Origin of the sequence: Mycobacterium sp. ITM-2016-00316 (assembly GCF_002968335.2) — a bacterium.
In the GTDB taxonomy this organism is placed as follows: domain Bacteria; phylum Actinomycetota; class Actinomycetes; order Mycobacteriales; family Mycobacteriaceae; genus Mycobacterium.
Window position 1 is genome coordinate 3,000,155 of record NZ_CP134398.1, and the last position, 23,824, is coordinate 3,023,978.

Below are 23,824 nucleotides of genomic sequence, written 5' to 3' on the forward strand. Positions count from 1 at the left end.
AAGAAGCACACCATGACTGTCCTGCAAAATCCGGAGTCGACGTGAACTCTCAGCCCATGCACATGGCCAACGCGTACGACAGCACGGCCGCAGCTGAATTGGATCCCGACAGCCGGGCGCTCAACGAACGCCGAGAGGCCGTACTCGCACCGACATACCGGCTGTTCTACCGCCAGCCGGTCGCGCTGGAACGCGGCGCCGGAGTATGGCTCTACGACACCGCGGGGCAACGCTACCTCGACGCGTACAACAACGTCCCGGTGATCGGCCACAGCCATCCCCACGTGCAACGGCTCGTCAACGATCAACTGGGCGTGCTCAACACCCACACTCGCTACCTCACCGAGTCGGTGGTGCGGTATTCGGAGCGCCTGCTGGCACTCTTCCCGCCCGACTTGTCCAAGGTCACCTACACCTGCACGGGCAGCGAAGCAGTCGACCTTGCCCTGCGTACCGCACGATATGAGACTGGCGCACAGGGGATCATCTGCACCTCACACGCCTACCACGGCGTCACCGCAGCGGCCGCGGAGATCTCGCCGAGCCTGGGCCCACACAACCCGATACCACCGCACGTGGTCCTCGTCGACGCGCCCGATTTCTATCGCGAAGAACCAGGCGAGGCGGGCGAGGCCTTCGTGGAACGCGTGCGGGCGGCCATCGCCACCCTGAACCAACGCGGGGTGGGACTGGCCGGCATGATCGTCGACTCGGTGTTGTCCAGTGACGGTGTGCAGTGTGACCCCGCCACCTTCCTGCGTCCGGCCGCGGAGTTGGTGCACGCCGCCGGGGGCCTCTGGATCGCCGACGAGGTGCAGTCCGGGTTCGGACGGTTGGGTACCGGGTGGTGGGGATTCGAGCGGCACGGGCTCCAACCCGATCTCGTCGTGCTCGGCAAGCCGATGGGCAACGGCATCCCGATCGCCGCGGTGGTGGGACGCGAACAGGTGATGGCCAAGTTCGGTCGGGACATGCGCTATTTCAACACCTTTGGCGGCAATCCCGTCAGCATCGCCGCCGCAACCGCCGTCCTGGACGTCATCGATGAGGACCGGCTGATCGACAACGCCCGCGATTCCGGTGCCTACCTGATAGCCGGATTGCGGGCGCTGGCGCAGCGTCACCACACGTTGGGTGACGTTCGCGGGACCGGATTGTTCGTCGCCGTCGAGATCGTCGACGACGACGAACGCAAGACCCCAGACGCCGAGGCGGCGGCCCGGATCGTCAACGAGTTGCGCCAACGACGCGTGCTCATCAGCGCGTCCGGTGTCGGGCAGAACGTTCTGAAGATCCGTCCGCCGCTGCCGTTCACCGCAGCGCACGCCGACGTACTCCTCGCCGAGCTCGACGCGACCCTCTAACCACCATCAATTTCGAGGAAAGGACAGTTCGTGACCAGTGCACCGTTCCAGGTCGTCAATCCTGCTACAGGAGAGACGCATCCGCCGCAGGACTTCTTCGACGAGGGCCAGGCGGAGGCGGCCTTACAGGGTGCGTGCGACGCGCAACGGTCGTGGTCGGCGCGCGTAGTAGAGGACCGGGTGGAGGTGCTGCGAGGTGTGGCGCGTTACCACCGCGAGCATCTCGAGGACATGGCGACGCTTGCGGTGCGCGAAATGGGCAAGCCATTGGCCCAAGCACGGGCGGAGGTCGAGTTCAGCGCTGACATCTACGACTACTACGCCGATCACGCGGCCCAATTCCTCGCCGACGCGCCGATCGCGCTGAGCGACGGTCAGGGCAGTGCGGTGATCCGCAAACGACCGATCGGGGTCGTCCTGGGGATCATGCCGTGGAATTTCCCTTACTACCAGGTGGCCCGCTTCGCGGCACCGAGCTTGGCCGTGGGCAACACGGTGCTGCTCAAACCTGCACCGCAGTGCCCAGATTCGGCCCGGGCGATCACCGAGGCGTTCGCCGCAGCCGGCGCTCCCACCGGGGTTTACACCACCGTGCTGTTCGACGAAGCGACGATTGCCACCGCCATCGGCGACAGCCGAGTCGCCGGTGTCAGCTTCACTGGCTCCGAGCGAGCCGGCGCCATGGTGGGCCAGCTGGCCGGGGCGAACATCAAGAAGGTGGTGCTCGAGCTCGGCGGGTCGGACCCCTTCCTCGTCCTCGACCTGGCCAACCTCGACGCGGCGGTGAACGCCGCCGTCGAAGCGCGGTTGGACAACGGAGGGCAGTCGTGCAACGGTGCGAAGCGCTTCGTCATCCTCGACCGCCACTACGACGAGTTCGTGGCGCGCTTTACGGAGAAGCTCGCCGCCGTGTCTCCGGGCAACCCGATGGATGAGTCGACCGTGCTGGGTCCGCTGTCCTCGGTGGCGGCGGCGACCCGGCTGGAAGCCCAGGTGCGCCGTGCTGCCGAGGCCGGGGCGACCGTCCTGCTCGAAAGCACCCGCGACGGAGCCTATTACGGATGCGGCGTGCTGGCCGACGTGACACCGGACAACCCCGTCTACGCCGAAGAACTGTTCGGTCCCGTCGCGGTCGTGTACCGCGCGGCCAACGAGGACGACGCGGTGCGCATCGCCAACGACACTCCCTTCGGGCTGGGGTCCTACGTGTTCACCGACGATCCGGATCAGGCCACCCGCACCGCGGACGCTCTGCAGACGGGCATGGTGTACGTGAACGGGGTGGGATTGGATGCCGCCGAACTGCCATTCGGCGGCGTCAAACGATCGGGTGTCGGTAGGGAATTGGGTGCACTGGGCATCGAGGAGTTCGTCAACAAGCAGCTCCTGCGCTCGGTCGATGCCCGCTGAATTATGAAATCGCATGCGCTCAAGCCGATGTGGCAGCAATGGGCTTGGCAGTTTCGCGCCGAATGCAGTGGGTGCAGCGCCGAGGTGTTCTTCCCAAGCGAGGTCGACCAGGAGAATCCACGGCGTCGCGCCGCCAATGCGCGGGCAGCCAAGCTGATCTGTCAACGTTGCCCGGTCGTGCGGCAGTGCCTGCACCACGCCTTGACGGTGCCCGAGCGCTTCGGGGTGTGGGGCGGCCTCACCCCGCAGGAGCGGCTACGCATCGCGCCGTGATCGATCGACGCCATCACGTCCCAGCATGCAGGCACGGTTGTCGGCGGACTCCGGCCGGCAACACGCGAACGTGAGCGTGCGCGTCTCGTGCGGGTGTCGCGCACACTGGGGGTTTGCAGTCGATGTCCATGGAGGAACGATTCCGGAATGAGCCCCGCCACCGAGTTCGATTTCGTCATCGTGGGAGCAGGCAGTGCGGGCTGCCTGCTCGCCAACCGGCTCAGCGCCAATCCTGATCACCGGGTGCTCCTGGTCGAGGCAGGCGGCACAGACAACTGGTTCTGGATCAAGATCCCGGTGGGTTACCTCTACACCATCGCCAACCCCCGCACCGACTGGTGCTTCACCACCGAGGCCGACCCGGGTCTGGCCGGCCGCAGCATTCATTACGCGCGCGGCCGGGTGATCGGCGGCAGCTCGTCGATCAACGCCATGATCCACATGCGTGGACAGGCAAGCGATTACGCGCTGTGGGCGCAGGCCACCGGTGACGATCGCTGGTTGTGGGGTGGTCGGGACGGTGCCGGCGAGACGCTGTCGATCTATAAGGAGTTGGAAGACTACTTCGGCGGCCCCGACGAGTGGCATGGCGCCGGTGGCGAGATCGCCGTCGAGCGGCCGCGGGTGCGTTGGAAGATCTTGGATGCCTGGCAGGCCGCCGCGGCCCAGGTGGGTATTGCCCCGATCGCCGAGTTCAACCGGGGTGACAACGCCGGCAGCGCGTACTTTCACGTCAACCAACGTCGGGGCCGTCGCTGGTCGATGGCCGATGCCTTCCTGCATCCCGTCGTCCACCGACCCAATCTCACCGTCTACACGCAGACCCAGGCGTTGCAGCTGTTGATCGACGACCAGGTCCACGACGGCCAGCGTCGCGGTGCCTGGACCACGGCTGCGCACCGCGCCACCGGTGTGCGGCTGCTCAAAGACGGCCGCAGCGTCGACGTCCGGGCGCGGCGGGAAGTGATCTTGAGCGCCGGAGCAATCGGTTCACCGCAGCTCATGCAGGCCTCGGGTCTGGGACCGGCCGGGCTGCTCACCCAGCATCAGGTGCCGGTGGCCGTGGATCTGCCCGGGGTGGGTGAAAACCTGCAGGACCACCTGCAGCTGCGCACGGTCTACCGGGTGCGGGGCGCCCGGACCGTCAACACGCTGTACCGCAATTGGATCACCCGGGCAGGCATGGGACTTCAGTACCTGTTGATGCGATCCGGGCCGATGACCATGCCGCCCTCCACGCTGGGGGCTTTCGCGAAAAGCGACCCCGCGCTGGCCAGTCCCGATCTGGAGTGGCATGTGCAGCCATTGTCGTTGGCCAAGTTCGGCGAACCTCTGCACCGTTTCGGCGCGATCACTCCCTCGGTCTGCAATCTGCGCCCCAGCTCACGGGGCCATGTGCGCATCGCCGGTGCCGATCCGCTGAGCTATCCGAAGATCTCCTGTAACTACCTGTCCACCGACGCCGATCGCGCAGCCGCCGTGCGGGGCTTGAGGATGACCCGGCAGATCATGGCGGCGCCGTCACTGGCCCGCTACCACCCGGAAGAGCTGCTTCCCGGCGCGCAGCTGATCAGCGACGAAGACCTGCAACAGGCGGCTCGCGAGCTCGGTACCACCATCTTTCATCCGGTGGGCACCTGCGCGATGGGAGCCTTCGACACCCGCGGTCTGCCGCGATCGTCCGCCACGGTGCTCGACACCGACTGTCGCGTGTACCGCGTCGCCGGGCTGCGCGTGGTCGATGCTTCGGCGATACCCACCATCACGTCCGGGAACACCAACGCCCCGGTCATGCTGATCGCCGAGCGCGCAGCCCGGGCGATCCTGGAATAAACCCTGCGCCCGGTGAACTTGGCTCAAGAGTCGCCCCTTCCCCGACTCAGGAGCATCCATGACCCGTCCCGTCCGCGTCGCCGTGCAGATCCAGCCCGGCGGCACGCCCGATTACCGCACCTGGCGCGACGCTGTCCTGGGCGCCGACGACCTCGGCGTCGACGTGATCTTCGGCTACGACCACTTCCACCGCCCGGCGATGAAGGGCCTCGTCGACGGCAAGCCCGTCATGTTCGACGAGCAACCCGACGTCGCCAACTTCGAGGGGTGGACCGCGCTCGCATCGTGGGGTGAGATCACCTCGCACGCCGAGATCGGGCTGCTGGTCACCGGCGTCGGCTACCGAAACGCCGACCTGCTCGCCGACATGGCGCGCACCGTCGACCACATCAGCGGCGGCCGGCTCATCCTCGGCCTGGGCGCGGGGTGGTACGAAAAGGACTACACCACCTACGGTTACGAATTCGGCACCTTTGGCTCCCGCTTCGATCTGTTCGACGAGAGCCTGATCCGCATCGAGAATCGGCTCGCTGCGCTGATTCCGCCGCCCATGCGCAAGCTACCGATCCTCATCGGCGGCACGGGACCCAAGCGGTCACTGCCCGCCGTTGCCCGGCACGCCGATATCTGGCACGCGTTCGCCGACCTCGACGCCTTCCGCAAGTCCAGCGACCGCGTCGATGAGCTGGCAGAAACGTTCGGCCGCAACGGCGCAGATATCGAGCGCTCGACGCTCTGGGCGGACGCCGACAGCGCCGATGCCTTCCGCGAGGCAGGAGTGACGTTGTTCCAGACCGAACTCACCGCCGACAACGGTTACGACCTCACCTCTCTGAAAGAGGTGCTCACCTGGCGGGACAACGGGTGAGGCCGCTTGACTAGCGCAGGACCGGGTCTGTCCCCGGTCGGCAGAACCGTTGTACGTCACTCAGGGTGGGACTGGACTCCCAGTCCCCCGGCGTCATGCACAGCATGGCACCGCAGGCGTTCGCGCGGTGCAACCGGCCCGCAACGTCGAGGCCGTCCAGCAACCCGCTGAGGTACCCCGCCACGAAGGCGTCGCCTGCGCCGACGGTGTCCACGACATCGACGGTGAAACCGGGACTTTCGACGACGCCGGTGGGCGAGTACGTGGCTGCTCCCGACGCGCCGTACTTGACCACCACCTCACTACGGCCACCGACCATCAACCGCGCAGCCGCTTCGGCGGCATCGCCATCGGGGAACAGCAACCGCAGCTCGTCGGTGCCGCCGAAGACGATGTCGGCGTTCTCGGCGAGCTTGCGCAGCAGCGGGCCTGCAATGTCAGGCGGCGCCAACGTCGAGCGGTAGTTCACGTCGAAGCTCACCCGCACTCCGGCAGCATGCGCGCGTGCGATGGCAGCGAGCACGCAGTCATGCGCGCCATCGGACAACAGCGCAGTGATCCCGGTGACGTGGAGGAGGTCGGCGCCCTCTATCCAGCCGGGCGGGACGTCATCGGGACACAGTCGCGACCCGGCCGCCCCGGACCGGTAGTAGAAGACCGCCGACGAGCTCGCCGACGGCCGCTCCTTGAGCATCAGACCGGTCGGTGCGTCGGCATCGACCACCCCGCGGACGTCGACCCCTTCGGCTCGGATCTCGCGGGTGACGCGCTCCCCCAGCGGATCGTCGCCTATTCGGCCCAACCACGCGACCTCGATACCCAAACGGCGCAGACCGATTGCAACGTTGCTCTCCGCGCCGCCGATGCCGAGGACCATTTCCGATACGTGCCGCAGCGACCCGATGTCTCGCGTTCTCATCAACGCCATGGTCTCGCCGATCGTGGCTACTCTGGCGCTCACGACGGTTGCCCGCAGACGGCCACGAACTGCACCGTGCGATCGCGAAGCGCCTTCATGTCGCCGCCGCGCAGCGCGTCGCCGAGCAGTGGCCCGCCGACACTGACCGCTGCCGCACCGGCGTTCAGCCACGTCGCAGCGCCAGTCAGATCCACCCCACCGGAGGGAACCGCGGCGATGCCGGGGAACGGCCCGCGCAGATCCTTCAGGTAGCCGGGGCCAACCACGTTGGCCGGGAAGATCTTCACGGCAGCGGCCCCGGCACTCCATGCGCCGAACAGTTCGGTCGGGGTCAGGCCGCCGGGCACGATGGGGACCCCGGCCCGGGTCGCCGCGGTGACGAGATCCGGGTCCGCGATGGGGGTGACGAGGTAGTGCGCTCCGGCTCGGACTGCGGCGTCCAATTGGTCGCGGTCTACCACGGTGCCGACACCGATGTCTGCGACGTCCCCGTATCGTGCGAGCAGCTCCGGCAGTCGATCGAGAGTTCCCGGTGTGGTCAATGTCAGCTCGACACTGCGGATTCCGGCCTCGATCAGCACCTCGAGCAGCTCGTCGTAGTCGGCCGCGTCCGGAGCCCGTACCACCACGATGAGCTTCGCGTCAGCGGTGCGAGCCGGGATGTCCAGCCTTGGCACCATCGTGTCACCAGTCATGAACGGTTCCGTCCTGCAGCCGGTTCACCGGCAGGTAGGCGGCGGTGTACTCGAACGCCGAGGCCGCCTGTTCGTCGAGTTCGACGCCCAGGCCAGGCGCGTCGCCCGGATGCAGGAAGCCGCGATCGAAGGTGTACGACGTGTTGAAGACGTCGAGAGTGAGGTCGTTGTGCGGCATATATTCCTGGATGCCGAAGTTGTGGATCGCCATGTCGAGGTGCAGCGCTGCCGCCATCCCGACCGGAGACACATCCGTCGGCCCGTGTATACCGGACTTGATGCCGTAGACGCCCGCGAAGTCCAGCAGCTTCTTCATAGCGGTGATACCGCCGGTGTGGGTGACCGCCGACCGCACATAGTCGATCAGCCGCTCGGTGATGAGCGTTTGGTAGTCGTAGACCGAGTTGAACACCTCGCCGATGGCCAGCGGTGTGGTGGAATGCTGACGAACCAGGCGCAACGCCGCTTGGTCCTCGGCTGGTGTGCAGTCCTCCAACCAGAACAGGTCATAGGGCTCAACGTCTTTCGCGAACCTGGCTGCTTCGATGGGCGTCATTCGATGGTGCCCGTCGTGCAGTATCCGAACGCCCGTGCCGAAGTCCTCCCGAATCCGGCCGAACACCGAGGGCATGTGGGACAGGTACGCGCGGGTGTCCCAGACCTCCTCGATCGGCGCGGTCGCCGCGCTTCCGTCCGCGGCACGGTGGGCCGGCTCGTAGTCGTATCTGCCGCCCGCCTTGGCGGTGGACACCCCGTATATCTGGCCGAGGCCTGGTACGCCGGTCTGCACGCGCACCGCGGTGTATCCGGCGTCCAGATAGCCGCTGATCGCATCCTTGAGCGCCGGATAGTCGCTGCCCGACGCATGGCAGTACACCCGTACTTGATCGCGACTGGCGCCGCCGAGCAGCTGGTAGAGCGGCATCCCGGTCTTCTTGGCCTTGATGTCCCACAGCGCCATGTCGACCGCGGCGATCGCGGCCATGGTCACCGGCCCGCGCCGCCAGTAGGCCCCTCGGTAGAGGTACTGCCAGGTGTCCTCGATGCGATCTTCGTCGCGACCGATCAGCATGGAGGCCAGGTGCTCGGACAGGTAGGCCGCGACGGCCAGCTCGCGCCCGTTGAGTGTGGCGTCCCCCCACCCGACCACACCGTCACCGGTGACGATCTTGAGGGTGACGAAGTTGCGGCCGGGACTGCAGACGTTGACGTCGATGGTCTCGATGGTCATGATTCTCTTTCGTTGCGCGAGTGGCTTTTCGGTGCCGGTCCGTCACATGGCGGGAAGCGGATCGGTGAGGTCGCGCCCGGTCCAGTCTTTGGCCCACACGGCGACGATCAGCGCCGAGAGCGAGTACAGCACCAGCATCACCATGATCGGGATGGGGCTGCCCGTCGTGGCGGCCACCCAGGCGGCGACGAGGACGGGTCCGATACCGGTAGCGATGACCGCGGCGATCTCCCGGACCACGGCGGTGAGCGTGTAGCGATTCCGGGACCCGAAGATCTCGGGGATCGAGACGTTCTCCAGCGAAGCCGGGCTGAGCACCGCGACGTTGTGGAGCACGACGTAGCCGACGAAGACCCACTGCAGGTTCTTCGACTCGATCGCCATCATGGCGGGAATGACGACGACCAGTGCCGACGACATGACGATGATGTACATCCGGCGGCGGCCGAACTTGTCTCCGAGCCAACCGATCAGCGGGATGGTGAGGAATCCGACCAGCGAGGACACGATGACGATGTTGGCGCTGAGGCTCTTCTGCAGCGCGAGTGTCAGGGTCATGAACGAGATGAGGTAGGTCTGGATCAGCCCGGAGTTGCCCGCCTGGCCGAATCGCAGGAAGAACGCCACGGCAATGGCCTTGATCGGCTTGTGCTGCAACGCTTCCACGGTGCGGGTCTCGACCTGCCCGGTCTGGGCCAGGATCTCCTCGCGGGACATGGCCCGCCCGTCGATGACGTCGTCGCGCTCTTCGAAGACGGGGCTCTCCTTGAGGTTCAACCGCACCCACACCGCGAACACCATGACCACGGCGCTGGCGATGAACGGAATCCGCCAGCCCCACGCGATGACGTCGCTCTCGACCATCACACCCAGCAGGATCGCCCAGATCGCCGAGGCGAACAGCGTGCCGCAGTTGGTGCCGAGGCCCACCAGGGAGGCGACGAAGCCGCGCCGCCTGACGGGTGCGTACTCGGCGAGCATCACGCCTGCACCACTGATTTCGGCGCCGGCGCCGAAGCCCTGCAGCAGTCGCAGTGTCACCAACAGAATCGGTGCCAGCACACCCACCTGCTGGTAGGTCGGCAGGACACCGATCAACGTGGTGGCTGCGCCCATCAACAGAATCGTGTAGAAAAGCACCTTGCGCCGGCCGATGCGGTCACCGAGCCGGCCGAAGAAGAGGGCGCCAAGGGGCCGGGCGATGTACCCGACACCGTAGGTGGCCATCGACAGGACTACGGCCATCCCGGCACTCTCGCCGGAGAAGAACAGCTGGCTGAACACCAATGCGGCGGCCAGCGAGTAGAGCTGGAAGTCCATGAATTCCAGTGCGGTGCCCAACCACCCGGAGACGGCCGCCCGTACCAGGTCGGCCGTGCTGCGTTGGGCGGCCGGCGGGTGCTCGTCGGCGCGCGGTTCTGGGGTTTGGGCTGTGGTCATCGTCGTTCCTCTGGGGTGAGATTCAGCGGTTGTGGTGGACGGGATTTCAGAGTTGGAGCAGCACTTTGGCCGACGCGGAGGCGTCGCGGGCCACGGCGAAGGCGTTCTCGGCGTCGGCCGCCGGGATCACGTGAGATATCACCGCGTCGAAGCGGTCGGTGGCGGCGAGCAGCGCGATCGCGTCGTCGATCTCGGTGGAGAACCGGAACGCGCCGACGAGGCTCACCTCCTTGGCCAGCATCGGCGACAGGTTGATGCCGATCTCGGCGTTCGGCAGCATGCCGACCTGCACGACGGTGCCTGCTCGCCGCGCAGCCCGCACCGCCTGGGTGACCGAGACACCGACGCCGGAACACTCGAAGACGAGGTCGTAGGACTCGTCGTCGATGACGTCGCGGCCGACCAGTGTCGTTGCGGTGGCACCCAGCGCGACTGCGCGCTCCAGCGGCTCGGGACGTAGGTCGCTGACACCGATGTCGGTGGCCCCGGCTTCTGCGGCGGCCGCAACGACCAGCAGGCCGATGGGGCCGGCGCCGATCACCAGAACCCGACGGCCTGCCAGATCGGGGGCCAGATTCACCGCGTGCAGCGCTACCGCAAGCGGCTCGGCCAGTGCGGCCCGCTTCAGCGGCAGTCCAGCGGGCAATGCGCGGATCATGTGGTCCTCGACGATCAGCAGTTGGGCGGCCCCGCCCTGACGGTGCGGAAACGTGGCCGCGCTACCGAGGTAGTCGCCACCGGGACAGAGGTGGGGACGCTCCTGCAGGCCGTCCACCGGGGCTCCGAAACGCGCCGGATGCACTGTCACCGGTGCGCCCGCCGGATACCGGCCGGACGGGTCGTAGTCGACGACTGCGGACAACTCGTGTCCTGGTGTGAACGGCTCGCGGACGACGTTCTCGCCGTTGGCCCCGTGGAAGTAGTAGTGCAGATCCGACCCGCAGATCCCGACGTAGCCGACGCGCAGCCGGACCTCACCGTCGGCCGGCTCCGGCGCGGAGCGCTCCTCCCACCGGATGTCCTCTTTGCCGTGGATTGCCAGCGCTTTCATGACACTCTCCTGTTGTCGACCGCGTCGACGGCGTCCTGCGCCGCGGCGCGAATGCCGCTGCGGGCGATGACGGCGACCAGGTCGGCGACCCGGTCGGTGAACGCTTCGTGGGCGACGAGGTCGTCGGGCAGGAATCCGCCACGCAGCACTGCCATCGCGTGCTCGCGGGGGCCAGCCGCCCCGCGTGTCACCTCGGCCAGCCTGTCGCGAGCGGGTTCACGGATCTCGCCGGCGTAGGGGCCGGCGTCGATGCCGGCAGGCGGCGCGACCGATACCATCCAGCCGGCCACGGTCAGCGCCAGCAGGTGGGGAATCTTCCCGTTGCGCAAGGCAATCAATGCAGGTTCCGGGACGCGCTGCAGCAGTTTGACCGAGCCGTCGGTGCCGACCTGTGATGTCCGGTGTCCCAGTGCGGAGTTGGCCCACCGGTGCGACAGCGAGTCGAGGTAGGCGTCGACGTCGAAGTCCCTCGGCAGTGCGATGGTCGGCAGGTACTCGTGCGTGACGCACGCCCGTACGGCATCGCGAATGAACGGCTGCGCCCACGCATCGGCGATGGTGCCGTGCCCGTCGAGGATTCCGAGGTACGCGATCAGGGAGTGCGAGCCGTTGAGCAGCCGCAGCTTGACCAATTCATATGCTTCGACCTCGTCGCTCATGATCGCTCCGGCACGATCCCAGGCGGGCCGCCCCGCGGCAAAGTCGTCTTCGAGGACCCACATGGTGAATTCCTCGGCGGGCACCGGGCATTGGTCGTCGACGCCGAGCAATTCGCTGACGTCGGCCATGGTCCCACTCGTGGTCGAGGGCACGATTCGATCGACCATCGAGTTGGGGAACGTGACGTGGTCGCGGACGAAGCTCAGCACGTCGTCCGGCGCGGAGCTCGCGTGCAGGTACTCCGTGATGATCGCGCGGGTGACGTGCCCGTTGGATTGCAGGTTGTCACAGGACAGTACGGTCATCGGGTCGCCGGCCGCGGCACGGACGGCCAAGCCGCGGGCGACGAGTCCGATCGTGCTGCGTGGGTGGGCGGGGTCCGCGAGATCGGCGCGGACGTCGTCGCGGTCGACGTCGAGGCTGCCGTTGCGCGGGGAGCGACAGTAGCCGACCTCACTGACGGTCAGGGTCAAGATGCGGTGTGTCGGGGCTGCGACAGCCGAGACGAACGCTTCGGGTTCGTCGGCGAGCACGCCAAGGCCGCGGTGGACGTCGACGATGGCGGCACGGCGGCCCCTCTCGGAGAGCTCGAGGATGGCGTAGCGACCGTCCTGGGCGTGCATCGCCCCGACCACGTCGCGAGAGCGGTTGGCGAATCCGTGAATGCCCCAGTCACCGGGCTCGACAGCGAGGGCCTGCGCGTTGTAGGCGGCAAGGTGGGCGCGGTGAAAGTTGCCAAGACCGAGGTGGACCATTCCCGTGGCGTCACCGGCCGAGGCACCGAGCAGTGCGCGCGCCGGCGTGGTTTGCCGAGAGAGTCTGAGCATCGTTCTCTTCCAGTTGTCGACCGTCGAAACATGTTCCGTATTATGAACCGAATGTATCGTTATGCGAACCACAGTGACACGCGGCTCTCAGCTGTGTCAAGGGTCACCATTTCGGGTGTGCCAAGCTCTCGGTAGGGCTGTGGAACGGAAAGGGGCACGTGATGACGGATGGCGACTCGCCCTCCCCGGTCGGCAGTGTGGACAAGGCCCTCGCGTTGATCGAGCTGCTCGCCGACGCCGGACCCGAGGGCATGGCTCTACGCGACGTGGTCGAGGCAAGCGGGCTCAACAAGGCCTCTGCGCATCGCACGCTGCAAGCGCTGCAACACCGAGGCTTCGCCGAACAGAGTGCCAACCAACGCTACCGGTTGGGTTCGCGCCCAGCGCTTTTGGTGGAGCGATTCCAGCGTGAGGAGAATCTGCCCGCGCTCTTCCGCCCGGCGCTGCTGGCGATCTGTCAGGAGGTCCAAGAACTGGTGCACCTGGGCATTCTCGAAGGCCGTGACGTTCTGTACCTGGACAAGGTGGAGCCCGACCGGACCCTGCGCGTGTGGTCCCGCGTGGGCCGTCAGGTCAGTGTGCTCACCACCGCGCTCGGCCGGGCCATGGTCGCCAGCGAGGGCGCCTCGGATGCGCAGTTGTCGGCGTACACCGCCGACGCGGAACCCGCGGTGGTCGACAAGTTCAGCCGAGCAGTCAGCGAGGCGCGGCGAAACGGGTTCGCCATGGAGCGCGAGGAGAATGAGGCGGGAATCTGCTGTGTGGGTGTCGCTTTGCGACGATCCACAGGTCGCCCCGTGGCGGTGAGCATCACCGGACCGAGCACCCGCATGGACGGTGACCGGCTCGACCGGCTGGGAAGCCGGCTGCGTGACGTGCTCCGACTTTCAGCGCCACCGGGATTTTCGGTGGCACCGACTTTCGATGGTTGACGGCCCGCCGGAGCGCCCCGCGGCATAAGCCGCCTGCGGATCGAATGGAGCTCGACCAGCTCTGAGGCAAGCCAACCCTGGGGTTTCGGGTGACCCCAGGCGGGGCACACCGTCGACGCGCACAGCCTGCGCACGCTGACGCGACGCGGAAGCGAACGCATTCCCCATGGGGATCACATCGGAAAGAGACTCACATGGCGCTCGACGACAATGACATCAGCACCACTCCCGCGGACGGCGGCGAAGGCACGGCCGACGGCGGAAGCAACCCCGAAGGTCACGACGGTGGCGTCGACGGCACCGCCGACGGCGAAGGCCCCGCCGACGGCGGAAGCAACCCCGAAGGTCACGACGGTGGCGCCGACGGCACCGCCTGAGAGTCCGTGGTGCTCAGCCGTTGCATAGGCATCGACACTGATGTCTTCGCCACCGAGTACTGGGGGCAAAAGCCGCTGCTGAGCCGCTCGGGTGCGCTACCCCGCGACTTCTGCGATGTGTTGTCGCCCGACATGGTCGACGAGCTCATCGCCGAGCGCGGGGTGCGCGCCCCGTTCATCCGGCTGGCCAAGGAAGGGCACGTCCTGTCCAGGGACTCCTACCTCGGGCCTGCCGGCTTCGGCGCGGAGATCGGCGACCAGGTCGACTCGGCGAAGGTGCTCAGTCAGCTCGGATCGGGCGCCACCGTCGTTCTGCAAGGGCTGCACCGGCTTTGGCCGCCACTGATCGACTTCGTCCGGCAAGCCGTCGACGACATCGGTCATCCGGTTCAGGCCAACGCTTACATCACGCCACCAGGCAATCGAGGCTTCGACTTTCACTACGATGTGCACGACGTGTTCGTGCTGCAGGTATCTGGCACCAAACGCTGGATCGTGCATGAACCGGTGCACGTTCATCCGCTGCCGTCGCAGCCGTGGACCGACTACCGTGACCAGATCGCCGCGCGCGTGTCCGGCGAACCGGTCATCGACGTCGAGTTGTCGGAGGGCGACTCGCTCTACCTACCGCGTGGGTGGGTGCACGCCGCGCAGACGCTGGACACGACCTCCATCCACCTGACGATCGGTGTGGCGGCGACGACGGCAGTGGATATCGCGCGTGCCGTAATCGAGCAACTCGGCGCGGTCGAAGAGCTGCGGGCCCCATTGCCCTTGGGCATCAATCCGGTCGACAAAGACGATGTCGCGGCGACCACAGCGAAAGTCATCGCACAGATCGCCGACCATCTCCGCGACAACGCAGAAGTGCTGAGCACCGCTGCCGCCGAGCGGTTGATCGCCCGGCACGGATCGCGAACCAGAGCCGAGGCTGTCCGTCCGCTGGCGATGATGCGTGCCGCGGAGCAGGCCGAGACCGTGCACGTGCGCTGGCGCCGCGGCCTGACCGCCACCATCACGCACGAACACGACGACCGGGTGGCCCTGAGCCTGCCGGACAAGACCATCCGGTTTCCCGTGGTGTGCTCCGATGCGTTGCGGGAACTCGTCACTGGCAGGACCGCTGACGCGAGGACGTTACCCGGTCTGGACAGCGCCGATGGCGCGGTGCTGATTCGACGGCTGCTCCGCGAAGGCGCGCTGGTGCCCTCCCTCACCGACCTGGCCCACCCCTAGGCTGAGCTGGTGACGCCGGAGAAACGCCCACCGTGCAGCGTTCAGTCCCTGGCCCGTGACGAGCCGATGTACGGCACGGCGTCGGCCGGATCGTCCTGGCTGTTGCTCGAACTCGAAGGCGGCTGGGGCCCGTCGGCGTTCCTGCAGTCGCCGAGTTGTATCGATCCGACTCTGGGACGGTCGATCGTGCGCCGCGCCGAGTCGGCGGGGATGCGCATCGCCGCGGTCCGGCGACACGGCCGCCGGTCGCCGAGCCCGAGATGGCGGTGGTTCGTCGCGAATTCCACGGTGGGACAGCATGTTCTCTTTCACGGTGAGGTCGGCGAGGCACATGAGTATCTGGACCTCGATCTCGCCGGCGGCGACGGTATCCGATCGGAAGATCCGCTCGTGGCTGTCTGCGCGCACGGCAAGCACGACCAATGCTGCGCTGTGCGGGGCCGGGCGGCGGCAGCCGCCATCTCCGCGTCATATCCCGAGATAGTCTGGGAGTGTTCGCATCTGGGTGGTGATCGGTTTGCCGCGACAATGCTGATCCTGCCGGAAGGCCTGTGCTACGGCCGCGCCGACAGCACCGACGCCGCCGAATTTCTCCGGCTGTACTTCGACGGCAGACTCGACGACCGATACCTGCGCGGCCGAACCTCTGTCCCCCACGCCGTGCAGGCTGCACAACACTTCGCGCGCGAAGCCTATGGCGACGACCGGATCGACGCACTGCATCCCGTCACCGTCGACGGTGCCGACGGAACTGTCCGGGTGGTGTTGGCGGCCGACAACGGCGCGGTCGAGGTCCTCTTGAACGAAGAGATGTCCGGGCCGGTCTTCTCTCAGTGCCGAGCAACCACGGCAGGTCCGGTCCGGACCTACAGTCTGCGTGCGATCAGCACCTGATGCCAGTGCCCAACTACTGAAAGGAGCCGCTACCGTCATGCCGGCTACCACCCCGATCTCGATGGACATCGTGCGCGGCGCACGCGAACTGGAGCCGACGGCGAACGGCCTGCTTCCGCATCGGTTGCCTGGCTGGGCACGAGCGCAATGTGCTGATCCCCAGCTTGCGATGGCCGAATCCCATCCCGCCGGTTGCCGATTGGTTTTCCGGACCGAGTCCACGGTGATCGAACTGGATGCGCTGCGTACCCGCGCGGCCTATCGGGGGATGCCGATGCGACCCGATGGTGTCTACGACTTGCTGATCGACGGCCGACTCGCCGCGCAGGCAAGCCTGACCGGCGGCAATGTACTGATGAAGGACGCCGCGAGCGGCACCGAGGAACTCCTGCCCGGCGCGCCCGGCACGATTCGCTTCGCCGATCTTCCCGATCGCCACAAGACCGTCGAGATCTGGCTGCCGCACAACGAAGTCACCGAACTGATCGCACTTCGCAGTGACCAGCCGCTGGAGAGCCTCCCGATCACCCGGCCCTCCTGGCTACACCACGGCAGCTCCATCAGTCACGGTTCCAACGCAGTTCATCCCACCGGGACCTGGCCGGCACTGGCCGCAGCAGGCGCCGGCGTGGAACTGATCAACCTCGGTATGGGTGGCGCGGCCCTGCTGGATCCTTTCACCGCACGCACGATGCGCGACATTCCGGCCGATCTGATCAGCATCAAGATCGGCATCAACGTCGTCAACGCCGATCTGATGCGCCTGCGCGCGTTCGGGCCCGCTGTACACGGCTTTCTCGACACCCTCCGCGACGGTCACCCGACAACTCCGATCGTCGTCGTCTCCGCGCTCTACTGCCCGATCCACGAAGACACTCCCGGACCGCTGGCACCCGATTTCAGCAGCGGCACAATGACATTTGTCGCCACGGGAGATCCGGCAGAGACCAGGGCGGGCAAGCTCACGCTGCGCGTCATCCGTCGCGAACTCGCGGCCATCGTCGAACAACGGTCCGCGGTCGACCCGCACCTTCGCTACCTCGACGGATTGACGTTGTATGGGCCGGACGACTTCGCTGAGCTCCCCCTCGCCGACAACGTGCATCCTGGCCCACAGGTTCACCAACGTGTCGGCGAGCGCTTTGCGGGGACCATCCGCGAGATCTTCACCCGCGATTGAAAGCGCGGCCCGCAACGCAGCTATTTGCACTCGCTTGCCCAAGAGGCGGGCGCGGAGGTCCCCGAGGACGTGACGAAAGCGCAAGCCTCCGACCTCCTCGAGGAGCTGCAAAAAAAGGCCGGGCGCGGCTGATTGGCCCGGCTCACCGCCTCAGGACGTCGCCTCGGCGGCGAGCCTGGACAGCGTGTCGTCCAGTTGGTCCTCGGTGACGAGCGGGAACTTCACCTTCTCCAGCAGCTTCTTGTCGGTGACCTTGGACCAGTCATAGGTATGACGGACCAGCGTCTCCCCCGGGCCCTGCGCTTCCAACTCCCATAGCCATTCCCAGCCGGGAGGCTCGGTGCCCGCGGGCGCCGTCTTCCAGGCCAGGAGCTTGTCCTTGGCATACCCGGTGACGTGGTTGTCGGTCTTGTATTCCCCGCCCATGTGGTCACCCTGCATGTTCATCGTGAACACCTCGCCGACCTTCTGGATCCGGTCGGCCTGGTCGACGCTGCGGACAAACCCGGACCCATCGAGTACCGGATGCCGTTCGGGGTTGGAGAGGATGTCGAACACCGCATCGACGGGGGCGGTGATGGTTCGTTCGACCGTGACCTTGCTGTCGTTACTCATCCCCTCAATCTGCCCAAAGTCGTGTCGTGGGAAACGTTGGGTCGCCGGGCGGCAAGCCGTCGCGTGGCCGGATCTCCACCCACAGGGCGGCTTGCGTAGGCACATTGGCGGCGTTCAGCCTCTGCGAACCGAACCCGGCGGCATGTCGACGCCGATCTCGTCGCAGATCGGCGGAATGATGATCAGCGAGCCTCGTGGACTGCAGAACGGCGTCCCCGGCGGCAAGGGCTGCGGCGGGGGTGCGGGCGGGACAACAGGCGGAGGCGTCGCCGGACGTGGCGCGCCCGACCACGGGTAGATGATGTTTGTGGTCACGTCGACGATGCCGTCGGAATTCCAGTACCAGTCGTGGCAGACGTTCCAATCCCAGGACAACACCTGGCTGCCCGGGACGGCCGGATCACCCGGGCACCAGTGCGTGCATGTCATGCCGGATGGACAGTTTCCGCCCTGATAGCTGGGCCCCTGGGCGGCAGAGGTGGCGCCGCCGCCCATGGCCGACCCCGCCACGGCGACGCCGGCGGCTACCCCGATCGTGGCTGTGAATCGCAAGAACGTCAAAGCCGTTTCCTTTCGTCGAGCACGGCCACGTTGGCATTGCTGTCCGATCAGTTCATTCCGTCCGACCGGCTACCGATCCCAACTACTTCACTGCGGCCTTGACATGGCCATCCGATCGAAAGCCTCGTGCCCGAACCCGATGGAACACCGCGCCGCAGATTTCGCACGACGAAGGTTCCCTAGGCCACCTGGCTGACACTGGTCGCCGAATCACCAATGGCGACATCACTTTCGCCCATCATCGTGCGCAGCAGAGCATGCTGTTGACGGTCCCCGCGACGCGCGGCACGGTCCATGCCGCCGGGCAGCGTCAGGTCGACCGCACTGCGCACCACGTTGACCGGCAACTTGAGCAGCGGATACCACGGCGGCACGAAGGCAGGCAGTCCCAGCATCCGCATCGCGCGGGGTCCGAGAAAGGCGCTCGTCACCGAGAGGTGCTGTGCCCGCGCCAGCTGCCGCCGCAGCGCGGGAAGGCTGTCGAAATGCCAGGCCAGCGGATCGTCGGCCATCGGTGCGGCCAGTTGCCGGGTGGACTCGTCGGGCGCCGAGAGCGCGGTCAAGGTGTGGTACAGCACCCGGATGCCGTCGCGGAAACTGTGCGGTAGCCACTCGTCGTCGACGCCGATGAGCCACCCGACATAGCGCGTCAGGTGAGCCACAGCATCCAGATCCTCAGGCGCGGTCAGTATTCCCATTCCGAGGCTGGCCGCCGGCGGAGCAATGAGCGCACCGATCAAGGTGGCCGCCATATCGGTCTGATTGACCGGCACGCCCCACTCGTCGGGGCGCCAGTCCGGCATCGCGCCGACATGCCTGCGCACGAAGGCGTGGATCAGCCGGACCCGGATCGTGGACCGATAACCGACCCCGAGCGGCGCGAGACCGTCCTCGGCGATGACGTCCATCGCCCACTGCATCGTCTCGGCGAAGCGCTTGTTGGAGCCCTTCTCCAAGGCCCCGGTGCGCAGCAGGGTCTTGTTGAAACCGGAGAACTGATAGCCGCCCAGCAGGGACACATCGCGCGCGATGTACATGCCATCGGCACCACCGCGCCGCATCGCGCGCTGCCCGCGCCGGATCAGCCCGGGATCGACCCAGTCCGGCAGAGCCTCCACCGAGGAGAAAAAGTCCAGCAGCGGCTGCGGCGCTTCCGGCACATTTGCGATGCCTTCGGCCAGCGCCCGGTCGAACAGCGGACGGGTCTGCGGCAGGCCGGTGTCCACCATCCAGTCCAGTAGCCGATCCATGGGCTCGTCACCCACGGTGAGCCGCTCCCCGAGTCGATGCCATTGCCCCGGGTCTGGCTTGCGTATGCCCAGACCCGTGGCCAGGAGCTTGATCATCCCCGGGACCGGACGAGGTCCGGCAGGATGCCTGGTCGGGACACCCACGGTCATCGATGCTCCCCTTTGAGCCGATTTAGACAACGCTTGTAGTCAAAAGAGACTACCTGGCTGTTGACGGGTGTCAACAAACCGTGCCGCGCACACCCCCCGGGGTTCGGATGTGTGCCGGTCGGGGCGGTTGTACTGTCCTGGCCATGCGCACGCCCCGCAACCCCGATGGCGACGCCCCGCTGTGGAAGCGGGCGGCCTTCGAACTGAAGTGCTTCATCAAGCGCCGGATCGCACCGAAAGGCATCCCAGTGGCACCGCCGAGCGAGCCGTACCTGGTGGTGCCGATCCTCGGGCAGTCCAACGCCTTCGGGATGGGCCTGCCCTTGGACCGGGAAGGGGCCGATAAACCGCACCCGAATGTGCACCAGTGGGCCAACAGCGGTCCGTCGAAGAATACCGTCGTCCTCGGCGCGGATCCGCTGGTGCACGAGACACCCTCGCGGCGTGTTGGTTTCGGCGTCACGTTCGGCAAGGCGTTGACCGAGGCGACCAACCGCGCGGTTCTGCTGGTGCCCTGCGCCCGCGGCGACACCTCGTTTCATCCGAAGAACGGCTACACCTGGGACATCGAGGACACCAAGACTCGGCGCAATCTCTACCGTGAGGCGGTCCGTTCGATCGACGCTGCCCTGGCACAACATCCGGGCAGCACCGTTGCTGTCGTGCTCTGGCACCAGGGGGAATCCGATGTGCCCTTGACGTCTGGGCCGGACTACCAGCGCAAGCTCGATGCGCTGTTCGACGATCTTCGTGTCCGGTACGGGGCCGAGACCCCGATCATCCTCGGCGGCATGGTGCCCGAGGAGATGGAGCTCAGCGGCAAGGATTACACGGTGATCGACGCCGTGCACCAGGACACCCCGAATCGCGTGCCGCGGACGGCCTTTGTACCCGGCAATAGGGATTCGTTCAACAGTCTGGCCGATCGGCATTACAGCGCCGAAGGCATCCGAGCCTTGGGGCGCGATATGTGGGCGGCCTACCAGAGACTCGATGCTGCCGCACTGCGGGACTACCGCCGCTGACCCGAACCGTCCGCGCCCCATCTGGTGCGCCGCGACATCAATTCGGCTCGGAAAGCGGCTCCTGCCAACGCGTTCGGCGCTGCTCGTCGGTCTGCTCCCACCACGGCGGCTGGCCCCGCTCTCCCAGAGCTACCTTCGCGGCCTGCACGCCGGCGCGGGCCGCCTGCTCCTCCGGCGTCCCCTTCGTCCTGCGCACCTCCCGGCGCCACGCCATCAATATCCGCACCAGCTCGGTTCGGCGTTCCTCAGGTATCGACGGATCCGTCGCGCGCCAGCGCCTCCCGTCGATGACCACATGGTGACCATCAGCTGTCGTCTGCGGCTCGCTCATAGGTCGATGGTAGTTAGCCGGTGTGATCGCCGAATTCGAGCGGTCCAGCCGGCTGTCCCGCACGATTGCGGCGCGGTTCGACCTCGATGACACCAAGGTCAATCCCGTCGAGGGAGAACTCAGTATGCGGTGGACACTACTGGCCATGATCGAGGAGTTCGCCAGGCATGCCGGTCACGCCGACATCCTGCGCGAGCAGATCGATGCCGGTGGCAGCTAGCACTACCCGATGAGGTCACGCCAGCGTCATTGTCCACACCGCGGTCACCCGGACATGCTGTGTGGTGTGAGCCTCTCCATCGAAGACAGGAGCAGAATATGAGCAACGCCGTCCGCGAAGACCTGGTGCTCTCGCACGCAGCGATCACCGCCGACGTGGAAGCGCCGTTCGATCGTGTCGATATCGCCCAATGGTTGAAAACTCTTCCCACACATGAGTATCAGCGCTGCGCGCCCGGCGATCACAAGGCCGCGGGATACACGGTCGACGACGACGGCACACCCATGTCGATCAACATCGAGATGATCGGCACCGGGCTGGTCATCCAGCAGTACCGATTCGAGGTCGCCGAAACCCACTACTGCAAGATGGTGTCGTTGTCGGACATTCTCACCCCCGCCGGGTGGACGACCACACAGGTCATCTGGGAGCTTCGCATGGAACAGCTCGACGGTGACCTGTGCCGCTACACCAATACCGTGACCTCCCATCCCACCGAGGCGTTCCTGAAGTTCATCGCCGAGAACGGCCAGACCTTCAGCGAGGCCGCCGAGGCCCGGCAGGAGGCGTCCGGTCGGCACTGCCGCGTCGAGACACCGCTCTACGCACAGAACATCGCGGCATGGGCAGCCGCGCGATGAGCGGCGCGATGCTGTTCGATCACCCAGGTGAGCCGGACGTGCTGCAGTGGCGGGATGTCGAGAGGTTGCAGCCCCGGCCCCACGAGGTGGTGATCAAAGTTGCGGCGGCAGGGGTCAACAACGCTGACCTGCTACAGCGCCGTGGGCACTATCCGGTGCCGTCCTGGGCGCCACGCCCGCTGGGGCTGGAGTGCTCCGGAACGATCACCGCCGTCGGAGCAGATGTCGCGGCGTGGTCACCCGGAGATGAGGTGTGCGCACTGCTCGACGGCGGCGGCTACGCCGACGAAGTCGCCGTGCCCGCCGCCCAGGTGATGCCGATCCCCCAGGGTGTCAACATGATCGAAGCGGCCGCGATCCCCGAGGTGGCCGCCACCGTCTACTCCAACCTCGCCATGATTGCCGGACTCGCCAAAGGGCAGACCGTGCTGATCCACGGCGCGGGTGGCGGTATCGGCACCTTCGCGATCCAGTGGGCCGTGGCGATCGGCGCCTATGTCATCACCACCGCCGGCAGTGACGCCAAGGTGCAGGCCGGCCTGCGTCTCGGTGCTCAGACCGCGATCAACTATCGCGAACACGATTTCGTCGCCGCCACCCTGGAAGCCACCGGTGGGCGCGGCGTCGACAGCATCCTCGACGTGGTGGGGGCGGACTACCTGGCACGCAACCTGGAATGCCTGGCACCCGACGGCCATCTGGTGATCATCGGCGGCACCACCGGCCCCACGCAGTTGGACATCGGCTACCTGATGTCCAAACGCGCCACCGTGTCCGCGACCATGCTGCGCGCGCGCCCGCTGCACCAGAAAGCCGACATCATCAGCGGCGTGACCCGCGACGTCCTTCCATTGTTCGCATCTGGGGCAGTCGGTGTCGTCGTGGACACCGTCATCCCGCTACCCGAGGCCGCTCGCGCGCACCAGCTGCTGGAATCCAAGCGCACCGTCGGCAAGGTGATCCTGGACAACCGGCCGCAATGATCCCGATCAGAAGAGATCGGGTGTCACCGGGGGCACGTCGTCGAGGAACGCGGTCACCATCGGCACCACCACGTCAGCTTGTCCGGCGACGCCGATGTGCGATGTGGCGGGCAGTACCACCAGGCGCGCCTGCGGAACACTCTGCAATAGGCCTGTTTTGGCCGCCTCGTCGTCCGCTCCCCCGCGCAGCCTGAACAAGGCCAGCGCGTGCTCCAGGATCACCGAATCCGCGTCACCGACGATCACCATCGTCTTGGCAGCGATGGCGCGCATCTGCTCCTCGCTGATCTGCTGATCACCGATGTTCAGTGCCTTCATCTTTTCCAGGTAGGCATCGAAGGCAGCCTGCTCGGGCGTGTGGGCGATGAACGCGGTGTGCACAGGCGTGCCGGCGAAGTCGGCGGCACTCATAGCCGCGATGGCTTCGGCCACCGACGGATGCCAGCCGTCGCGGTGAAACGTTGCGGACATGGCCACCAACTTGCTCACGAGGCCGGGATTCCGGATGGCGAGTTGCAAGGCAGCGCCGCCGCCCTGGGAGTAGCCCATCACATCCGCTCGCGTCACCCCGAGCACCCGCAACAATTCGGCGGCATCGTCCCCGAACTGCTCATAGGACATGGCTCGGGCGGTGTCCGGGGTACGGCCGTGCCCCTGCTGGTCGAACACGATGACGGCGCGGGTTTTCGCAAAGGCGTCCACCCAGTCCGGCATCGAGTCGGTGGCCATGAACGCGCCAGGGATGAGCAGCAACGGAACCCCGGGGGCAGCGAAGTCGCCGTGTACCTCGTAGTACAGATCCAGACCGTTGATCGGTAGGTGACCGCTGCGCGAAGGCTTCTTTCCCATGGTAGTTGG

25 protein-coding genes and 1 pseudogene are annotated in these 23,824 nt (G+C 66.6%); 15 read left to right on the forward strand and 11 right to left on the reverse strand.

Annotated elements, in window-relative coordinates:
• The first annotated feature begins 56 nt into the window (after nucleotides 1-56).
• The 5 genes from C6A86_RS14435 to C6A86_RS14455 all read left to right on the forward strand — a co-directional run bounded on the left by C6A86_RS14435 (nucleotide 57) and on the right by C6A86_RS14455 (nucleotide 5,748).
• A complete protein-coding gene (locus C6A86_RS14435; protein WP_105363673.1) occupies nucleotides 57-1,364 on the forward strand; it encodes an aspartate aminotransferase family protein in 1,308 nt (435 codons plus the stop codon).
• A 30-nt stretch (nucleotides 1,365-1,394) separates the two neighbouring features.
• On the forward strand, nucleotides 1,395-2,774 hold the full coding sequence (locus C6A86_RS14440) for an NAD-dependent succinate-semialdehyde dehydrogenase (RefSeq protein WP_105363674.1): 1,380 nt from the start codon (nucleotides 1,395-1,397) through the stop codon (nucleotides 2,772-2,774).
• A 3-nt stretch (nucleotides 2,775-2,777) separates the two neighbouring features.
• Complete coding sequence (locus tag C6A86_RS14445; RefSeq protein WP_105363675.1) at nucleotides 2,778-3,047, forward strand: WhiB family transcriptional regulator; 270 nt, start codon at nucleotides 2,778-2,780, stop codon at nucleotides 3,045-3,047.
• 147 nt (nucleotides 3,048-3,194) lie between these two features.
• Nucleotides 3,195-4,880: a GMC family oxidoreductase N-terminal domain-containing protein gene (locus C6A86_RS14450; RefSeq protein ID WP_311100707.1), complete on the forward strand. Its 1,686-nt coding sequence runs from the start codon at nucleotides 3,195-3,197 to the stop codon at nucleotides 4,878-4,880.
• 58 nt (nucleotides 4,881-4,938) lie between these two features.
• Complete coding sequence (locus C6A86_RS14455; protein WP_105364756.1) at nucleotides 4,939-5,748, forward strand: LLM class F420-dependent oxidoreductase; 810 nt, start codon at nucleotides 4,939-4,941, stop codon at nucleotides 5,746-5,748.
• A gap of 10 nt (nucleotides 5,749-5,758) precedes the next feature.
• Here the strand turns inward: C6A86_RS14455 and C6A86_RS14460 are convergent, their stop codons facing one another.
• From C6A86_RS14460 to C6A86_RS14485, 6 genes are read right to left on the reverse strand one after another with little or no spacing between them, the layout of a single operon-like run.
• Entirely contained in the window at nucleotides 5,759-6,667 is a 909-nt protein-coding gene (locus C6A86_RS14460; protein ID WP_233213124.1) for a sugar kinase, read from the reverse strand.
• Nucleotides 6,668-6,705: 38 nt separating this feature from the next.
• Nucleotides 6,706-7,362, reverse strand: coding sequence for a bifunctional 4-hydroxy-2-oxoglutarate aldolase/2-dehydro-3-deoxy-phosphogluconate aldolase (locus C6A86_RS14465; protein WP_105364754.1), 657 nt, complete (start codon nucleotides 7,360-7,362; stop codon nucleotides 6,706-6,708).
• Nucleotides 7,352-8,593: a D-mannonate dehydratase ManD gene (gene manD / locus C6A86_RS14470; protein ID WP_105364753.1), complete on the reverse strand. Its 1,242-nt coding sequence runs from the start codon at nucleotides 8,591-8,593 to the stop codon at nucleotides 7,352-7,354. Before manD ends, C6A86_RS14465 begins: the two co-directional genes overlap by 11 nt.
• 42 nt (nucleotides 8,594-8,635) lie before the next feature.
• A complete protein-coding gene (locus tag C6A86_RS14475; RefSeq protein WP_105364752.1) occupies nucleotides 8,636-10,033 on the reverse strand; it encodes an MFS transporter in 1,398 nt (465 codons plus the stop codon).
• A 46-nt stretch (nucleotides 10,034-10,079) separates the two neighbouring features.
• The gene (locus C6A86_RS14480) at nucleotides 10,080-11,084 is read right to left on the reverse strand and encodes an L-idonate 5-dehydrogenase (RefSeq protein ID WP_105364751.1); all 1,005 of its coding nucleotides are present in this window, start codon (nucleotides 11,082-11,084) and stop codon (nucleotides 10,080-10,082) included.
• Entirely contained in the window at nucleotides 11,081-12,571 is a 1,491-nt protein-coding gene (locus C6A86_RS14485; protein ID WP_105364750.1) for a mannitol dehydrogenase family protein, read from the reverse strand. The genes C6A86_RS14480 and C6A86_RS14485 overlap by 4 nt, the downstream gene beginning before the upstream one ends.
• Nucleotides 12,572-12,732: 161 nt before the next feature.
• Here C6A86_RS14485 and C6A86_RS14490 point away from each other — a divergent pair, with 161 nt between their 5' ends.
• The 6 genes and pseudogenes from C6A86_RS14490 to C6A86_RS14515 form a co-directional block, all read left to right on the forward strand.
• The gene (locus C6A86_RS14490) at nucleotides 12,733-13,503 is read left to right on the forward strand and encodes an IclR family transcriptional regulator (protein WP_105364749.1); all 771 of its coding nucleotides are present in this window, start codon (nucleotides 12,733-12,735) and stop codon (nucleotides 13,501-13,503) included.
• A 194-nt stretch (nucleotides 13,504-13,697) separates the two neighbouring features.
• A complete protein-coding gene (locus C6A86_RS14495; protein WP_105364748.1) occupies nucleotides 13,698-13,880 on the forward strand; it encodes a hypothetical protein in 183 nt (60 codons plus the stop codon).
• 9 nt (nucleotides 13,881-13,889) lie between these two features.
• Nucleotides 13,890-15,116 (forward strand): cupin domain-containing protein, encoded by a 1,227-nt coding sequence (locus C6A86_RS14500; protein ID WP_105364761.1) that lies wholly within the window; start codon nucleotides 13,890-13,892, stop codon nucleotides 15,114-15,116.
• A gap of 9 nt (nucleotides 15,117-15,125) precedes the next feature.
• Nucleotides 15,126-16,010 carry a sucrase ferredoxin gene (locus C6A86_RS14505; protein WP_105364747.1) on the forward strand — a complete coding sequence of 295 codons (885 nt, stop codon included), beginning with the start codon at nucleotides 15,126-15,128 and terminating at the stop codon, nucleotides 16,008-16,010.
• Nucleotides 16,011-16,047: 37 nt separating this feature from the next.
• Nucleotides 16,048-17,190, forward strand: coding sequence for a GDSL-type esterase/lipase family protein (locus C6A86_RS14510; RefSeq protein ID WP_105364746.1), 1,143 nt, complete (start codon nucleotides 16,048-16,050; stop codon nucleotides 17,188-17,190).
• A gap of 6 nt (nucleotides 17,191-17,196) precedes the next feature.
• A pseudogene (locus C6A86_RS14515) lies at nucleotides 17,197-17,322 on the forward strand (DUF3072 domain-containing protein); the annotation flags it as partial.
• Nucleotides 17,323-17,340: 18 nt separating this feature from the next.
• Here the strand turns inward: C6A86_RS14515 and C6A86_RS14520 are convergent.
• The 3 genes from C6A86_RS14520 to C6A86_RS14530 all read right to left on the reverse strand — a co-directional run bounded on the left by C6A86_RS14520 (nucleotide 17,341) and on the right by C6A86_RS14530 (nucleotide 19,766).
• Nucleotides 17,341-17,805, reverse strand: a complete 465-nt coding sequence (locus C6A86_RS14520) for an SRPBCC family protein (RefSeq protein WP_105364744.1) — start codon at nucleotides 17,803-17,805, stop codon at nucleotides 17,341-17,343.
• Between the two features lie 114 nt (nucleotides 17,806-17,919).
• A complete protein-coding gene (locus tag C6A86_RS14525) occupies nucleotides 17,920-18,366 on the reverse strand; it encodes a hypothetical protein (RefSeq protein ID WP_105364743.1) in 447 nt (148 codons plus the stop codon).
• Between the two features lie 179 nt (nucleotides 18,367-18,545).
• Nucleotides 18,546-19,766 (reverse strand): oxygenase MpaB family protein, encoded by a 1,221-nt coding sequence (locus tag C6A86_RS14530; protein ID WP_105364742.1) that lies wholly within the window; start codon nucleotides 19,764-19,766, stop codon nucleotides 18,546-18,548.
• A gap of 143 nt (nucleotides 19,767-19,909) precedes the next feature.
• On the opposite strand from C6A86_RS14530, the gene C6A86_RS14535 reads away from it, so the two are divergent.
• Nucleotides 19,910-20,791 carry a sialate O-acetylesterase gene (locus C6A86_RS14535; protein WP_105364741.1) on the forward strand — a complete coding sequence of 294 codons (882 nt, stop codon included), beginning with the start codon at nucleotides 19,910-19,912 and terminating at the stop codon, nucleotides 20,789-20,791.
• A gap of 37 nt (nucleotides 20,792-20,828) precedes the next feature.
• Here C6A86_RS14535 and C6A86_RS14540 read toward each other — a convergent pair whose 3' ends face one another.
• A complete protein-coding gene (locus C6A86_RS14540) occupies nucleotides 20,829-21,122 on the reverse strand; it encodes a hypothetical protein (RefSeq protein WP_105364740.1) in 294 nt (97 codons plus the stop codon).
• A gap of 22 nt (nucleotides 21,123-21,144) precedes the next feature.
• Here C6A86_RS14540 and C6A86_RS14545 point away from each other — a divergent pair, with 22 nt between their 5' ends.
• The 3 genes from C6A86_RS14545 (at nucleotide 21,145) to C6A86_RS14555 (ending at nucleotide 22,966) form a co-directional block, all read left to right on the forward strand.
• Nucleotides 21,145-21,342, forward strand: coding sequence for a DUF664 domain-containing protein (locus C6A86_RS14545; protein ID WP_233213123.1), 198 nt, complete (start codon nucleotides 21,145-21,147; stop codon nucleotides 21,340-21,342).
• A gap of 98 nt (nucleotides 21,343-21,440) precedes the next feature.
• A complete protein-coding gene (locus C6A86_RS14550; RefSeq protein WP_105364739.1) occupies nucleotides 21,441-21,983 on the forward strand; it encodes a hypothetical protein in 543 nt (180 codons plus the stop codon).
• Nucleotides 21,965-22,966 carry an NAD(P)H-quinone oxidoreductase gene (locus C6A86_RS14555; protein WP_233213122.1) on the forward strand — a complete coding sequence of 334 codons (1,002 nt, stop codon included), beginning with the start codon at nucleotides 21,965-21,967 and terminating at the stop codon, nucleotides 22,964-22,966. The genes C6A86_RS14550 and C6A86_RS14555 overlap by 19 nt, the downstream gene beginning before the upstream one ends.
• A gap of 6 nt (nucleotides 22,967-22,972) precedes the next feature.
• Here C6A86_RS14555 and C6A86_RS14560 read toward each other — a convergent pair whose 3' ends face one another.
• Nucleotides 22,973-23,815 carry an alpha/beta fold hydrolase gene (locus tag C6A86_RS14560; protein WP_105364738.1) on the reverse strand — a complete coding sequence of 281 codons (843 nt, stop codon included), beginning with the start codon at nucleotides 23,813-23,815 and terminating at the stop codon, nucleotides 22,973-22,975.
• Nucleotides 23,816-23,824: the final 9 nt, after the last annotated feature.

Coding starts and splice junctions, on each gene's coding strand:
- C6A86_RS14435 (WP_105363673.1), top strand. CDS start 57: ATGCACATGGCCAACGCGTACGACAGCACGGCCGCAGCTGAATTGGAT.
- C6A86_RS14445 (WP_105363675.1), top strand. CDS start 2,778: ATGAAATCGCATGCGCTCAAGCCGATGTGGCAGCAATGGGCTTGGCAG.
- C6A86_RS14450 (WP_311100707.1), top strand. CDS start 3,195: ATGAGCCCCGCCACCGAGTTCGATTTCGTCATCGTGGGAGCAGGCAGT.
- C6A86_RS14455 (WP_105364756.1), top strand. CDS start 4,939: ATGACCCGTCCCGTCCGCGTCGCCGTGCAGATCCAGCCCGGCGGCACG.
- C6A86_RS14460 (WP_233213124.1), bottom strand. CDS start 6,667: ATGAGAACGCGAGACATCGGGTCGCTGCGGCACGTATCGGAAATGGTC.
- C6A86_RS14465 (WP_105364754.1), bottom strand. CDS start 7,362: ATGACTGGTGACACGATGGTGCCAAGGCTGGACATCCCGGCTCGCACC.
- manD (WP_105364753.1), bottom strand. CDS start 8,593: ATGACCATCGAGACCATCGACGTCAACGTCTGCAGTCCCGGCCGCAAC.
- C6A86_RS14475 (WP_105364752.1), bottom strand. CDS start 10,033: ATGACCACAGCCCAAACCCCAGAACCGCGCGCCGACGAGCACCCGCCG.
- C6A86_RS14480 (WP_105364751.1), bottom strand. CDS start 11,084: ATGAAAGCGCTGGCAATCCACGGCAAAGAGGACATCCGGTGGGAGGAG.
- C6A86_RS14485 (WP_105364750.1), bottom strand. CDS start 12,571: ATGCTCAGACTCTCTCGGCAAACCACGCCGGCGCGCGCACTGCTCGGT.
- C6A86_RS14490 (WP_105364749.1), top strand. CDS start 12,733: ATGACGGATGGCGACTCGCCCTCCCCGGTCGGCAGTGTGGACAAGGCC.
- C6A86_RS14495 (WP_105364748.1), top strand. CDS start 13,698: ATGGCGCTCGACGACAATGACATCAGCACCACTCCCGCGGACGGCGGC.
- C6A86_RS14510 (WP_105364746.1), top strand. CDS start 16,048: ATGCCGGCTACCACCCCGATCTCGATGGACATCGTGCGCGGCGCACGC.
- C6A86_RS14520 (WP_105364744.1), bottom strand. CDS start 17,805: ATGAGTAACGACAGCAAGGTCACGGTCGAACGAACCATCACCGCCCCC.
- C6A86_RS14530 (WP_105364742.1), bottom strand. CDS start 19,766: ATGACCGTGGGTGTCCCGACCAGGCATCCTGCCGGACCTCGTCCGGTC.
- C6A86_RS14535 (WP_105364741.1), top strand. CDS start 19,910: ATGCGCACGCCCCGCAACCCCGATGGCGACGCCCCGCTGTGGAAGCGG.
- C6A86_RS14540 (WP_105364740.1), bottom strand. CDS start 21,122: ATGAGCGAGCCGCAGACGACAGCTGATGGTCACCATGTGGTCATCGAC.
- C6A86_RS14550 (WP_105364739.1), top strand. CDS start 21,441: ATGAGCAACGCCGTCCGCGAAGACCTGGTGCTCTCGCACGCAGCGATC.
- C6A86_RS14555 (WP_233213122.1), top strand. CDS start 21,965: ATGGGCAGCCGCGCGATGAGCGGCGCGATGCTGTTCGATCACCCAGGT.
- C6A86_RS14560 (WP_105364738.1), bottom strand. CDS start 23,815: ATGGGAAAGAAGCCTTCGCGCAGCGGTCACCTACCGATCAACGGTCTG.